Annotated in this window: 13 protein-coding genes; 8 read left to right on the plus strand and 5 right to left on the minus strand. The window is 64.4% G+C overall.

Annotated elements, in window-relative coordinates:
* Positions 1 to 3: 3 nt before the first annotated feature.
* Positions 4 to 1524 carry a histidine--tRNA ligase gene (gene hisS / locus ACVIIW_RS04475; protein WP_456699630.1) on the minus strand — a complete coding sequence of 507 codons (1521 nt, stop codon included), beginning with the start codon at positions 1522 to 1524 and terminating at the stop codon, positions 4 to 6.
* 166 nt (positions 1525 to 1690) lie between these two features.
* Positions 1691 to 2773, minus strand: coding sequence for a branched-chain amino acid aminotransferase (locus tag ACVIIW_RS04480; protein WP_456699631.1), 1083 nt, complete (start codon positions 2771 to 2773; stop codon positions 1691 to 1693).
* A gap of 339 nt (positions 2774 to 3112) precedes the next feature.
* On the opposite strand from ACVIIW_RS04480, the gene ACVIIW_RS04485 reads away from it, so the two are divergent.
* Genes ACVIIW_RS04485 through ACVIIW_RS04495 form a run of 3 tightly spaced genes read left to right on the plus strand, consistent with a single transcriptional unit; the run spans position 3113 to position 5790 of the window.
* A complete protein-coding gene (locus tag ACVIIW_RS04485) occupies positions 3113 to 3652 on the plus strand; it encodes a MarR family winged helix-turn-helix transcriptional regulator (protein ID WP_456699632.1) in 540 nt (179 codons plus the stop codon).
* Positions 3649 to 4380 carry a response regulator gene (locus tag ACVIIW_RS04490; RefSeq protein WP_456699633.1) on the plus strand — a complete coding sequence of 244 codons (732 nt, stop codon included), beginning with the start codon at positions 3649 to 3651 and terminating at the stop codon, positions 4378 to 4380. Before ACVIIW_RS04485 ends, ACVIIW_RS04490 begins: the two co-directional genes overlap by 4 nt.
* Positions 4381 to 4401: 21 nt before the next feature.
* Entirely contained in the window at positions 4402 to 5790 is a 1389-nt protein-coding gene (locus ACVIIW_RS04495) for an ATP-binding protein (RefSeq protein ID WP_092230097.1), read from the plus strand.
* A gap of 80 nt (positions 5791 to 5870) precedes the next feature.
* Here the strand turns inward: ACVIIW_RS04495 and ACVIIW_RS04500 are convergent, their stop codons facing one another.
* Together ACVIIW_RS04500 and ACVIIW_RS04505 are read right to left on the minus strand one after the other, a co-directional pair.
* Positions 5871 to 6404, minus strand: a complete 534-nt coding sequence (locus ACVIIW_RS04500) for a DUF3617 domain-containing protein (protein ID WP_456699634.1) — start codon at positions 6402 to 6404, stop codon at positions 5871 to 5873.
* Between the two features lie 47 nt (positions 6405 to 6451).
* Entirely contained in the window at positions 6452 to 6745 is a 294-nt protein-coding gene (locus ACVIIW_RS04505; protein ID WP_456699635.1) for a hypothetical protein, read from the minus strand.
* A gap of 182 nt (positions 6746 to 6927) precedes the next feature.
* On the opposite strand from ACVIIW_RS04505, the gene ACVIIW_RS04510 reads away from it, so the two are divergent.
* The 4 genes from ACVIIW_RS04510 (at position 6928) to ACVIIW_RS04525 (ending at position 9764) form a co-directional block, all read left to right on the plus strand.
* Complete coding sequence (locus tag ACVIIW_RS04510; RefSeq protein ID WP_456699636.1) at positions 6928 to 7392, plus strand: hypothetical protein; 465 nt, start codon at positions 6928 to 6930, stop codon at positions 7390 to 7392.
* 118 nt (positions 7393 to 7510) lie between these two features.
* Positions 7511 to 8224: a ribonuclease T2 family protein gene (locus ACVIIW_RS04515; RefSeq protein WP_456699637.1), complete on the plus strand. Its 714-nt coding sequence runs from the start codon at positions 7511 to 7513 to the stop codon at positions 8222 to 8224.
* 188 nt (positions 8225 to 8412) lie between these two features.
* Positions 8413 to 9273 carry a 23S rRNA (adenine(2030)-N(6))-methyltransferase RlmJ gene (locus ACVIIW_RS04520; protein ID WP_456699638.1) on the plus strand — a complete coding sequence of 287 codons (861 nt, stop codon included), beginning with the start codon at positions 8413 to 8415 and terminating at the stop codon, positions 9271 to 9273.
* A gap of 275 nt (positions 9274 to 9548) precedes the next feature.
* Positions 9549 to 9764 carry a cold-shock protein gene (locus ACVIIW_RS04525; protein WP_027534220.1) on the plus strand — a complete coding sequence of 72 codons (216 nt, stop codon included), beginning with the start codon at positions 9549 to 9551 and terminating at the stop codon, positions 9762 to 9764.
* A gap of 86 nt (positions 9765 to 9850) precedes the next feature.
* Here ACVIIW_RS04525 and ACVIIW_RS04530 read toward each other — a convergent pair whose 3' ends face one another.
* Positions 9851 to 10474: an outer membrane protein gene (locus tag ACVIIW_RS04530; protein ID WP_456699639.1), complete on the minus strand. Its 624-nt coding sequence runs from the start codon at positions 10472 to 10474 to the stop codon at positions 9851 to 9853.
* 252 nt (positions 10475 to 10726) lie between these two features.
* Here ACVIIW_RS04530 and uvrC point away from each other — a divergent pair, with 252 nt between their 5' ends.
* Complete coding sequence (uvrC, locus tag ACVIIW_RS04535) at positions 10727 to 12793, plus strand: excinuclease ABC subunit UvrC (RefSeq protein WP_456699640.1); 2067 nt, start codon at positions 10727 to 10729, stop codon at positions 12791 to 12793.
* Positions 12794 to 12861 lie beyond the last annotated feature (68 nt).

A 12861-nucleotide genomic window follows, 5' to 3' on the forward strand; every position in this document is an offset into this window, starting at 1 on the left:
TGGCTAGCCCCAGCTCACGTCATGGCGCGCCAGCACCTCGCGCACCTTCACGACGAGGTCCGCTTCGCTGCACGAAAACTGCGCGGGGCGCGTCTCGCGCCATTCCTGGTTGGAAGCGATCGCGGCCGCGGCCTTCGCGCCCTCGACCAGATCCTTGATCTGCAGCTCGCCGCGCGCCTTTTCATCCGAGCCCTGTATGATCACGCAAGGCGAATTGCGGCGGTCGGCATATTTGAGCTGGTTGCCCATGTTCTTGGGATTGCCGAGATAGAGCTCGGCGCGAATCCCGGCCGCGCGCAAGCTCGCGACCATCTTCTGATAGTCGGCGACACGGTCGCGGTCGAACACGGTCACGACGACGGGACCGACTTCAGGGCGCGTGTCGAGCTTGCCGAGCAGCGTCAGCGCGGCCTGCAGGCGCGACACGCCGATCGAGAAGCCGGTCGCCGGCACCGGCTCGCCGCGAAAACGCGAGACGAGGCCATCATAACGACCGCCACCACCGACCGACCCGAAGCGCACTGGGCGGCCCTTCTCGTCCTTGGTCTCGAGCAGCAGTTCGACCTCGTAGACGGGGCCGGTGTAATATTCGAGGCCGCGCACGACGGACGGATCGATCTTGATGCGGTCGGCTCCGTAACCGGACGCTGTGACAAGCTTCGCAATCTCTTCCAGCTCGCTCACGCCGGCCTGACCGATCTCGCTCTTGGCGAGGTAGGTTTCCGCCGCGGCGATGGCTTCTTTCCAATCCTCGCGCGGCTTGGTGACGGCGAGAACGACGTCAGCCTCCGCCGCGCTGAGATTGGCACCCTTGGTGAAGTCGCCCTTGCCTTCCTCGCCACCGTCCCATCGTCCGGGGCCGAGCAGCTTGCGGACTTCATCGGCGGAAAACTTGTCGAGCTTGTCGATCGCGCGAAGCACGGTCAGGCGGCGTGCCGCATTGTCCTCACCCGCGAGCCCGATGGCCTCGAGCACGCCGTCGAGCACTTTTCGATTGTTGACCTTCACCACGTATTGGCCGCGCGCGATGCCGAGCGCTTCCATGGTGTCGGCTGCCATCATGCAGATCTCGGCATCCGCCGCCGGGGTCGCCGAGCCGACCGTGTCGGCATCGAACTGCATGAACTGGCGGAAGCGGCCGGGGCCTGGCTTCTCGTTGCGGAAGACGTAACCGACACGATAGCTGCGATAGGGCAAAACCAGGCCATCGGTGCCGTAGCGCTCGCCGACATAGCGGGCGAGCGGCGCGGTCAGGTCGTAGCGCAGCGAAATCCACTGCTCGTCATCGTCCTGGAACGAGAACACGCCCTCGTTCGGACGGTCCTGATCGGGCAGGAACTTGCCGAGCGCATCGGTGTATTCCATCGCCGGCGTCTCCACCGGCTCGAACCCGTAGAGCTCGTAGACGGCGCGGATCTTCTCGACCATCTCGCGCGTCGCCCGGATCGCTGAGGGGTCGCGATCCTCAAGCCCGCGCGGCAAGCGCGCCTTCAGTTTCTGCGGTTTTTTGGGTTTTTCGGCCATGCGCGCGTTTACCAGCCGACGCGCGATGCGGCAACTGCCGGCTGATGGCCTCCCCGGATGCTGCACAGCGCGTCGCCTCCCGGCGGCGTGATGCGCTGCTGATCCGGGCTCCAGCAACCGGCATTCTGGTCCCGGCTCGCGCTTCGCGCGTCCGGGACACGAGAGATCAAATCACCTTGCGGATCCAGTTGTGGGGATCGTTGGTGCGGCCGTACTGGATGTCGACGAGCTGCTTGCGCAGGCCCATGGCGACGGGGCCCGCGGCGCCGCCCGAGATCTCGAAATCGCCGCTGACCGAGCGCACCCTGCCGATCGGCGAGATCACGGCGGCAGTGCCGCAGGCAAACGCTTCCTTGAGCCTGCCGCTCGCTGCATCCTTGCGCCACCGGTCGAGCGAATACGGCTCCTCGCGCACGGTCTTGCCGGCATCGCGGGCGAGCGCGATGATGGAGTCGCGGGTGATGCCGGGCAGGATGGTGCCGAGCGGCGGCGTCGACAGCGAGCCATCGTCGAACACGAAGAAAACGTTCATGCCGCCGAGCTCCTCGACGTAGCGGCGCTCGACCGCATCGAGGAACACGACCTGATCGCAGCCGTGCTGGATCGCTTCGGCCTGCGCGCGCAGGCTGGCCGCATAATTGCCGCCGCACTTGACGGCGCCGGTGCCGCCGACGGCCGCGCGCGTGTAATTCTCGGACACCCAGATCGAGACCGGCGCGGGGCCGCCCTTGAAATAGGAGCCGACGGGTGAGGCGATCACCGCAAAGATGTATTCGGACGACGGCTTGACGCCGAGGAAAGTCTCGCTCGCGATCATGAAGGGACGCAGATAAAGGCTGCCCTCGCCGCCCGGCATCCAGGCGCGGTCGATACGCACGACCTGCTCGACCGCCTCGATGAAGACGTCCTCGGGTATCTGAGCCATCGCCATGCGGTCGGCGGAGTCCTTGAAGCGGCGCGCATTGGCGTCGGGACGGAACAGGTTCACGCCGCCGTCGTCGCGCTTGTAGGCCTTGAGGCCTTCAAAGATTTCCTGCGCGTAGTGCAGGACCGCGCCGGCGGGATCGATCTGGAAGTTGGCACGCGCCTCGATCTTCGCCTCATACCAGCCGCCCTTGGACTGGTTGTAGCGGACCACCGCCATGTGATCGGTGAACACGCGCCCGAAGCCGGGGTCCACCAGCTTGGCGATCCTGTCCTTCTCAGGCGTCGGATTGGATGCGGGCTGGATGTCGAATTTCATGCTCATGTCCTTGCCTCCCGCTGCCGGTGGCGGCGCTGTTTCTCGCGCCCGCCTGCCCGTTTTCGGGCCCGGCTGGCTCATTAGGTTTCTGGCCGAACCTCCGCCAGCCTTGTTACGGCCGGTTTCCGTGACCAGCATGTCTTCCGAGGACATGCTTTTGCGGAAGGCGGAAGTCCAGTATGTTTTGCCGAAATGCCGCTCGACAATCGCACGGTAGATCTGCTTCGGCCGTCACCGCCTGTCGGGCACACTCCGGCCGATTCTGGAAATGCTACCCGACGCGAAACGATCTAAAATTTCGTGCGGGCCAATCGTTTTGTAACATTGAACCCAAGATACGTCAATATGCCTGACATAAATTTCGCAACTCCCTCTCAAGACACTGCCGAGCCACGGCCGGCGGCAGGCGAAGGAGGCAATTTGCGCTGGGATATCATCGAGCTGCTGTTCTTCGCCTATCGCGATTTCGTCGGCGATCCCGACCAGGAGCTGGAGGCTTTTGGCTTCGGCCGGGCCCATCACCGGGTCATGCATTTCGTCTACCGCTACCCGGGCCTCAAGGTCGCCGACCTTCTCGACGTCCTGCGCATCACAAAACAGTCGCTCGGCCGCGTGCTCAAGCAGCTGCTGGACGAGGGCTACATCGTGCAGAAGACCGGCGACAATGACCGACGCCAGCGGCTGCTCTATGCGACGCCGAAGGGCGAGGCGCTGGTGCAGAAGCTCGCCGGGCTCCAGACCACGCGGATCACCAAGGCGCTCGCCGAGATGGCGCCTGATGATGCCGAGACCGTCAAGCGCTTCCTGCGTGCCATGATCGACCGCGACGATCCGGACAAGGTGCTGGAGACGATCTTCGCCACCAATCAAGCCTCAAAGGAGTGACCGTGCCGCTCGCTGCCACGCTCGCCCGCCCGCCGGCACGACCGGCCGACGACGCCCCGCATCTGCTGCTGGTCGACGACGATCGCCGCATCCGCGATCTCCTGTCGCGCTTTCTCTCGGCCGAAGGCTATCGCGTCACCACCGCGGCGAGTGCCGGCGATGCCCGCGCGAAGCTGCTGGGACTGCATTTCGACTTGTTGATCCTCGACGTCATGATGCCCGGCGAGACCGGCTTCGATCTCGCCCGGTTCATCCGCACATCCTCCTCGGTGCCGATCGTGATGCTGACGGCGCGGCATGAGGCCGAGGCCCGTATCGAGGGCCTCCAGATCGGCGCCGACGATTACGTCGCAAAGCCGTTCGAGCCGCGCGAGCTGGCGCTGCGCATCAACAACATCCTCAAACGCGCCGCGCCGCCGGTCCAGGCCGCGGCGGTAGAGAAGATCGCGTTCGGTCCCTACGTCTATCATCTCGATCGCGGCGAATTGCGCCAGGGCGAGGAGGTCATCCATCTCACCGATCGCGAGCGCGAGATGCTGCGGATTCTCTCGGAGACGCCGGGCGAGACCGTGCCGCGCAGCGCGCTGACCGGCAACGGCAGCGTCAACGAGCGCGCCGTCGACGTCCAGATCAATCGCCTCAGGCGCAAGATCGAGACCGATCCCGCCAATCCGCTGTTCCTGCAGGCGGTGCGCGGCATCGGCTACCGGCTCGTGGCCTCGCCGTAGACCTTGAGTGAAGCAGGACCGATGAGCACGATCGATACCGGCCTGACGCTTCTGAAGAGCGCCGCCGGCCGTGTTTCGCGCGCCAACGGCTGGATGGGCAACGCATTCAAGGGCTGGATGCCGACCGGCCTCTATGCGCGCGCCCTGCTCATCATGATCGTGCCGATGGTGATCCTGCAATCGGTCGTCGCCTTCGTGTTCATGGAGCGGCACTGGAACACGGTGACGCGCCGCCTCTCGGCCGCCGTGGTGCAGGACATCGCCGCGCTGATCGACATCTACAAGGGCTATCCACAGGACAAGGACCGCGAGCAGATTCGCCGCATCGCCCTGCAGCGCCTGCAGCTCACCGTCGATTTCCTGCCGCCTGGCGACATGCCGCCGCCCGGACCAAAACCGTTCTTCTCGCTGCTCGACCAGACGCTGTCGGTGCAGCTGGGCCGCCAGATCGGACGCTCGTTCTGGATCGACACGGTCGGCCGCTCCAACCTCGTCGAGATCCGCATCCAGCTCGACGATGCCGTGATGCGCGTGTTCGCGCAGCGCAGCGCCGCGTATGCCTCGAACTCGGAGATCTTCCTGTTCTGGATGGTCGGCACGTCGTCGATCCTGCTGATCGTGTCGGTGCTGTTCCTGCGCAACCAGATCAAGCCGATCCTGCGGCTTGCGGATGCAGCGGAAAGCTTCGGCAAGGGCCGCGAGGCGCCGAACTTCAGGCCGCGCGGCGCGCGGGAAGTGCGGCGCGCGGCGGGCGCCTTCCTCGAGATGAAGTCGCGGATCGAACGCGCGATGGAGCAGCGCACCGCGATGCTCGCCGGCGTCAGCCACGATCTGCGCACCATTCTCACCCGTTTCAAGCTCGAGCTGGCGCTGATCGGCGACAACCCCGAACTCGAGGGCATGCGCAAGGACGTCGACGAGATGTCGATGATGCTGGAGGATTACCTCGCCTTTGCCCGGGGCGATTCCGGCGAGCAGTCGCAGCCGACCGACATGGTGCAGGCGCTCGAGGAGCTGCGCAGCGACGCCGAACGCCACGGCCATGCCGCGACCGTGACATTCAGCGGCCTGCCCGTGGTGACGGTGAAGCCGGCCTCGTTCAAGCGCTGCCTCGCCAACCTCGTCACCAATGCCGCGCGCTATGGCAAGGCCATCGCCATCTCCGGCCAGCGCGATCACCGCTATCTGACTGTGACGGTCGACGACGACGGCCCGGGTATCCCGGTGCATTTGCGCGAGGAAGTGTTCAAGCCGTTCCTGCGGCTCGACAATGCCCGCAACCAGGACGAAGGCGGCACGGGCTTAGGCCTCGCGATCGCCCGCGACATCGCCCGCTTGCATGGCGGCGACATCACGCTGGGCGACAGCCCGATGGGCGGATTGAGGGCGAGCGTCCGGATACCGGTGTAGCTTTCGCACCTCGCTCAGCACGAGCGAAGCCCGTCGCATCCCAGTAAGAACGCGGCGAGGAGCGCACCGGGTTTCCGGGACTACTGCTTCGGCAGCAGCGCCTTCAGCTTGTCGACGTCGCGCACGTTCATCTTGAACCCGCCGGGCATCACGATGTCGCCGGGCTTCTGGTCCGCCTTGCATGCGCCAAGCCATTTGGCCTCCAGCGTCATGGTGGTGTCGCGCCCTGCGGTACCGGCGGCACCGCCCTGCGCATGTGACGAGGTCTTCACCGTGTAGGCCGAATTGAAGTCGCCTGTGATCTCGGCGTGCGAGGTCGTGGACATGCCGGCGACGCTGCACTCGGAATCGCTGACATAGCCGGTGGCCGTCTTCTTGACGTCTTGCTTGGAGCAGACCTGCTTGGCCATCGGCGAGATGTTGTTGCTCATCTCCTTGTCGACAGCCTCATCGGTGCAATGCTGCATGGTCATTTCCGGCATCGCAGAGCCGGTCCTGACCATTTTCATTTCCCAGAGGCCTGCCTTGCGCACCGGCAGGTCGTCAGCGACGGCGCTGCCCGCCGACAGCACGAGACAAGCGACTGATCCGAGCAAAGCAAGCTTGCGCGTCATGGCAGAACTCCCGGCTGAGATGTCGAGGCTCGCCGTTCCGAAACGCCTCAGTAGAGGGTGCGGATCGGCCGATCGGCGGCGCCGTAGGGCACCCAACGACAGGCGAACGAGATGTAACCGCCCTGATAGGCCTGCACCGCGAGGAATTTCACCACCTTGCCGTACTGCGCGCAGTGATCGACCGCGACCTGGCGCGCATCGACCTGGGTCGCCATCGAATAAGCGATGATGCCGCCGGTGTCGTTGCCCTTGAAAGGCGGCACCGGGAGGATGTCGGCGCGCGCCGACTGGCTCGCCATCATACCCAAGGCAAGAAGGCCCGCGGCCGCAATGATTCGCATTCCCGTCACTCCGATTGATTGCCGGCAGTTTACGTTGCCGGCGCGGCGGTGGAAAGAACCGAAGGCCTGTCGAATGCGACGTTGTGATCAACTCCTGCCCGAGTGTTGCCGCGCTGCACTTGACCTCCCCCGCCCTTCGCGGCACCGTCTGACCTTCGCAGATCATGCTGTCTGGATTGCCCATGCGCGCCTCGACCTCCCCGAAATCGCTTCGCTTAGCCGCCGTTCTCGGCCTCGTGTTCGGGGCGCTGTCGCTCACCGAGGCCAAGGCCGCCAATCCGCTGGAGCTGAATTTCTGGCTGAGCGGGCCGCGGTATGACGGCAATGTCGCCGAATGCGACAAGGCGCTGCCGACGATCTCGAGCCAGTTCTGGGAGAAGGAAAGCTCGTTCTGGAATTCGCCCTTGCAAATCACGGGCTTCGCCAACGTTCACGAGACCGCTTTCCGGCCCTGGGCTTCGGACAACATTCCGCGCCGCTTCTGCACCGGCGAGGCCATGCTGACTGACGGCAAGGTGCGCAGGGTGCACTTCTCGATCATCGAGGATGGCGGCTTTGCCGGATATGGTCAGGGCGTCGAATGGTGCGTGGTCGGGCTCGACCGCAACTGGGCGTACAACCCGTCCTGCCGCGCAGCCAAGCCCTGAGCCGAAGGCCCTGATTCGGGCTCATCGAGCCACCGGATCATCCGGCGCCGGAATTTTGTTCTTGAAATGTTCTCGTTGCCTGCTAGGCTTCTGCACAGTCTAGTTGAGGGGCGTCACCATGTTTCATTTTAGATTGCATTCGTTCTTCCGTCTCGTGATTTCGCTGACCCTCCCCCTGACCCTTGCCGCCGGGCTGATCTCGCTCGTCGACGGTGCAAAGGCGCAGGACAAGCGACAGAACACACCCGGTGAATTCGACTTCTACGTGCTGTCGCTGTCGTGGTCGCCGTCCTTCTGCGAGGAAGCGGCCGAGCGCGGCCGCGGCGGCGGGCGCTCCAACATTCAGTGCGAGGGACGGCCTTATTCCTTCGTGGTTCACGGGCTCTGGCCGCAATATGAGAGCGGCTTTCCGGAATATTGCCAGCGGCCGTCGCCGCGGCTGAACCGCAGCATCGTCTCTTCGATGCTCGATTTGATGCCGGCGCCAGGATTGATCTTCAATGAATGGGACAAGCACGGCACCTGCTCAGGGCTCACCGACCGCACCTATTTCGAGACCATTCGCAAGGCGCGCGCCGCGATCAAGATCCCGGCCGAATATCTCGAGCTGTCGGAGGCCAAGACGGTGGCGCCGGGCGAGGTGGAAGAAGCCTTCATCAAGGCCAATCCCGGTTTGAGCAATGCGGCCATCTCGATCACCTGCAACCGGACGCGGTTGTCCGAAGTCCGCATCTGCCTCAGCAAGGACCTGCAGTTCCGCGCCTGCGAGGAGCTCGAACGCCGCTCCTGCCGCCGCGACCAGGTGACGATGCCGCCGATCAGGGGCGGTTAGATCAGGCATTCGTGCCCCGACGCAGCGCAGTTTCTCTTCGACGATGCGCTGCAGAGCCGGGCCGCGCTGCATGGGAATCCCAAGCCCCTGGGAGCCGGCTCTGCGCAGCAGCGTTGCACGCTGCCACGCGTCCGGGACACTCGCGCTTGCCTCTTTGCTCAAGCCGCCGCGTGGCGTAGTGCTCTTGCATGAACTATCGCCACGCCTTTCATGCCGGGAATTTTGCCGACGTCATCAAGCACATCGTGCTGGCACGCATCCTGACTTATCTGCAGGACAAGCCAGCCGCCTTCCGCGTCATCGACACCCATGCGGGTGCCGGGCTCTATGATCTCGACAGCGACGAGGCGCGCCGCAGCGGCGAGTGGCTGACCGGCATCGCGCGACTGATGCAGGCGCGCCTCTCGAACGAGAGCGTCGCGCTGACCAAGCCGTACATGGACATCGTCCGGGCCTTCAACCCGAAGGGTGAGCTCAAGGCTTACCCGGGCTCGCCGCTGATCGCACGCGCGCTGATGCGGCCGCAGGACCGGCTGGTGGCCTGCGAGCTCGAGCCGAAGGCGCGCAAGACGCTGATCGACGCGTTGCGGCGCGACGAACAGGCGCGCGTGGTCGATCTCGACGGCTGGATGGCGCTGCCGGCTTTCGTCCCGCCGAAGGAGCGGCGCGGGCTCGTGCTGATCGATCCGCCCTTCGAGGCCAAAGACGAGTTCCAGCGGCTGGGCGAGGCCTTCTCCACCGCCTTCGCGAAATGGCCGACCGGTATCTATGTAATCTGGTATCCCGCCAAGAGCCGGCGCGCCACCGACACGCTGGCGCAACTCGTGGCTCGCACCGCAGCTGCCGCAAAGACTCCCGGGAAATGTCTCCGCCTCGAATTCAGCGTCGCGCCGCAGGCCGACGGCGCCGCCCTCACCTCGACCGGGCTCCTGATCGTCAATCCGCCGTACACGCTGCAAAGCGAGCTCAAGACGATTCTGCCCGAATTGGAAATGCCGCTCGGCCAAGGCGGAGCTGCCAGATTCCGATTAGAGGTACCCAAGGCGTAAATTAGGAGGTACCCACGACGTAAGGCACCGTGATCTTTGGGAAAAATATGCAGGAGCGGTAGTCAATCTGCAAAGAACCGTATTATGCTGTTTCTGTGACTGGCTTTACGTTCCGCTTCCGCGAATGGTTGCGGCGGAGTGAAGGCCCTAAGAAAGATCCGGACGGACCGATGGGTCTGCCCAAGGATGGCCAGCTCTCCCGGGCTTCGTAATGCCCGGTCATGTCGCGACGCGTGTCTGCTTGCGACGGAGGAGCAATGAGGGGGAGTTTCCCGATGGCCAATACGGGAACGGTCAAGTTCTTCAATGGCGAGCGCGGCTACGGCTTTATCAAGCCGGACGACGGCGGTCGCGACGTCTTCGTTCACATCACTGCTGTGGAGCGGGCGGGACTGAAGGACCTTGCCGAAGGACAGCGTATCACGTTCGAAGTTGAACCGGACAAGAAGGGGAAGGGCCCGAAAGCGGTCAATCTCGTGATCCTTTCGTAAGGCACCTGCTCCAACAAAGCTGGCGCAAAAAAGTCCCGGCCGCAAGCGGCCGGGAGGTTGTGGTCCGGTATTTTCTTATTTCGCTATCAGAAGTGATAGTTGACGCCTGCGCGCACGATGCTGGCGCTGTAGCCGTTTGACACGCCTGTAATTGCGAACTGGCTGGTCGACAGATCGACATAGAGATATTCGAGCTTCGCGCTCCAGTTCGGCGCGAGGCCAACTTCCGCGCCGACCCCGGCAGTCCAGCCGGCCGTCGTGTGCGACTCCGTCCAGCCGAAGGTCTGCGCGCGCAGCTCGCCGAAAGCGAGACCGGCAGTGCCGTAGACCAGCACGTTGCTGAAGGCATAGCCCGCGCGTCCGCGCAGCGTGCCGAACCAGGGATTGGAAAACTTCCACGGTGCGAAGGTATCATCGGCACCGGCGGCCTGGATGTCGCCCTCGACGCCAAACACCCACGGGCCGTTCTGGAAATTGTAGCCGGCCTGCACCCCGCCGACGAATCCGGATGGCTTTGCGGGATTGTTGTCGACCGAGCCCCATTCATAGCCGAGATTGGCGCCGAGATACGGGCCGGCCCAGCTATATGCGTTGAGTGGCTGATTGACGGTATAGGGTGCACGCTGCCCGTAACTGAGATCGGCGGCCGCGGCCGAAGCTGTCCAGCCGGCTGCAACCAATGCGGCTGCGCCCACAATGAGCCCCTTCATCACACACTCCAACGCAACTGCCGTAACCGGGTGCGAGGCCCGCGCCGCCCGCACGGAGCCAAACTGCATGGTTACGGAACCACCACTTTTTCGCGTAGGATTTATCGAGAGTTTTAAGTTAAAGGCCTGTTAAGACCCGTTACCGCGCTGTTAACAGACTTAAGGAAGCGTTACCGGGAACTGCGCGCCTTCCTGTGCGCGGCAGCCCGGCCGGAACTTCAAATCGATCCCCCCAGCGCTTAAATTCGCTCCATGGTTCACGATTCCACCGACAAGCCGGACGACGCCCGCGCGCGCACCTCGCAGCTGGCCGCTCCGACCAAGGCCCCAGCCCAAGAGGTGGCCCCGCCGGACCTCGATCCCGCCACCGCCGGCGGCGATGACGAGGACGATGCGCGGCTGCCTGACATCCTGGAAGAGAGCGGCGCGATCGGCGAAGAGCCGCTGGCGACGGGTCATGAGGCGATCGAGCGCGCGGTGCGTCTCGCGCCGACCTCGCCCGGCGTCTATCGCATGCTCAGTGCGAACGCCGACGTCCTCTATGTCGGCAAGGCCAAGAACGTCAAAAAGCGCTTGTCCAACTACGCGCGCCAGAGCGCGCCGCTACCGGCGCGCATCCTGCGCATGATCGCGGCCACGGTGACCGTGGAGATCGTCTCGACCGCGACCGAAACCGAAGCGCTGCTGCTGGAAGCCAACCTCATCAAGCAGCTGCGGCCGCGCTTCAACGTGCAGCTGCGCGACGACAAGTCGTTTCCCTACATCCTGATCACCGGCGACCATTGGGCGCCGCAAATTTTGAAGCATCGCGGCGCGCAGACCAGGGCCGGGCGCTATTTCGGTCCGTTCGCCTCCGCCGGCGCCGTCAACCGCACCATCACGGCCTTGCAGCGCGCATTCCTGATCCGCTCCTGCACGGACTCCTTTTTCGAGAGCCGCACCCGGCCCTGCCTGCTCCACCAGATCCGCCGCTGCGCCGGCCCCTGCACGCGCGAGATCGACTTCGGAGGCTATACGACGCTGGTGCGCGAGGCGACCGACTTCCTGTCCGGCAAGAGCCATGCGGTGAAGCAGGAGCTTGCCGGCGAGATGGAGAAGGCCTCCGGCGAGCTCGAATTCGAGCGCGCGGCGCTCTATCGTGATCGCCTCGCGGCATTGTCAGCGATCCAGTCCCAGCAGGGCATCAATCCACGGACGGTCGAGGAAGCCGACGTGTTCGCCATCCACCAGGAGGGCGGCTTCTCCTGCGTCGAGGTGTTCTTCTTCCGCACCGGACAGAACTGGGGCAATCGCGCCTATTTCCCGCGCGCGGAGAAGACCTATACGCCGGAAGAGGTGCTTGGCTCGTTCCTCGCCCAGTTCTACGACGACAAGCCGCCGCCGAAGACCATTCTGCTCTCGCACGAGATCGACGAGATGGAGCTTCTCGCCAACGCGCTGGCGATCAAGGCGGGCCACAAGGTCGAGGTCATCACGCCCAAGCGCGGCGAGAAGAAAGAGCTCGTCGCCCACGCCCTGACCAATGCGCGCGAAGCGCTTGGCCGCAAGCTCGCCGATACCGCGACCCAGAGCCGCCTGCTCGATGCCATCGCCACGACACTGAGCCTGCCGCACGCGCCCAAGCGCATCGAGGTCTACGACAACAGCCACATCCAGGGCACCAATGCGGTGGGTGCCATGATCGTCGCCGGCCCCGACGGGTTCGTCAAAAACCAATACCGCAAGTTCAACATCAAGTCGGAAGGGATCACGCCGGGCGACGACTTCGCCATGATGCGCGAGGTGCTGGAGCGCCGCTTCAAGCGCCTGATCAAGCCGCCCGACGAGGGCGCGGCCAACAAGGCCAGGGACGACGATTTCCCGCAATGGCCCGACCTCGTGATCATCGACGGCGGCCGCGGCCAACTGAATGCCGTCAGGGAGATCTTTGCAAATCTCGGGCTGACCCAGGTGTCGCTGATGTCGGTCGCCAAGGGTCCCGACCGCGATGCCGGCCGCGAAACCCTGTTCATGCCCGAGCGCGAGGCGATCAAGCTGGAGCCGCGCGACCCTGTGCTCTATTTCATCCAGCGCCTGCGGGACGAGGCCCACCGCTTCGTCATCGGCTCGCACCGCAAGTTGCGCAAGAAGGACATCCGCGAGGCCGGCTTGCAGGAGATTGCGGGCATCGGCCCGTCACGTAAACGTGCCTTGCTGCATCATTTCGGAACCCTGAAGGAGATCGAACGGGCCTCGATCGCCGATCTCGGCAAGGTTCCTGGGGTCAGCGCCGAAAGCGCCCGCAGGATATTCGACTATTTCCATCCCCAGCCGGGGTGAACTAAAGGGGCCGTAGTCATATGGTCGTCGCATGCCGTGCCCCATTTGGGCGCGGACGGTTGACCTTC

The sequence above is a fragment of the Bradyrhizobium sp. USDA 4449 genome, from assembly GCF_054056275.1.

Coding starts and splice junctions, on each gene's coding strand:
- ACVIIW_RS04480 (WP_456699631.1), bottom strand. CDS start 2,773: ATGAGCATGAAATTCGACATCCAGCCCGCATCCAATCCGACGCCTGAG.
- ACVIIW_RS04520 (WP_456699638.1), top strand. CDS start 8,413: ATGAACTATCGCCACGCCTTTCATGCCGGGAATTTTGCCGACGTCATC.
- ACVIIW_RS04510 (WP_456699636.1), top strand. CDS start 6,928: ATGCGCGCCTCGACCTCCCCGAAATCGCTTCGCTTAGCCGCCGTTCTC.
- ACVIIW_RS04515 (WP_456699637.1), top strand. CDS start 7,511: ATGTTTCATTTTAGATTGCATTCGTTCTTCCGTCTCGTGATTTCGCTG.
- ACVIIW_RS04525 (WP_027534220.1), top strand. CDS start 9,549: ATGGCCAATACGGGAACGGTCAAGTTCTTCAATGGCGAGCGCGGCTAC.
- ACVIIW_RS04495 (WP_092230097.1), top strand. CDS start 4,402: ATGAGCACGATCGATACCGGCCTGACGCTTCTGAAGAGCGCCGCCGGC.
- uvrC (WP_456699640.1), top strand. CDS start 10,727: ATGGTTCACGATTCCACCGACAAGCCGGACGACGCCCGCGCGCGCACC.
- ACVIIW_RS04500 (WP_456699634.1), bottom strand. CDS start 6,404: ATGACGCGCAAGCTTGCTTTGCTCGGATCAGTCGCTTGTCTCGTGCTG.
- hisS (WP_456699630.1), bottom strand. CDS start 1,524: ATGGCCGAAAAACCCAAAAAACCGCAGAAACTGAAGGCGCGCTTGCCG.
- ACVIIW_RS04505 (WP_456699635.1), bottom strand. CDS start 6,745: ATGCGAATCATTGCGGCCGCGGGCCTTCTTGCCTTGGGTATGATGGCG.
- ACVIIW_RS04530 (WP_456699639.1), bottom strand. CDS start 10,474: ATGAAGGGGCTCATTGTGGGCGCAGCCGCATTGGTTGCAGCCGGCTGG.
- ACVIIW_RS04485 (WP_456699632.1), top strand. CDS start 3,113: ATGCCTGACATAAATTTCGCAACTCCCTCTCAAGACACTGCCGAGCCA.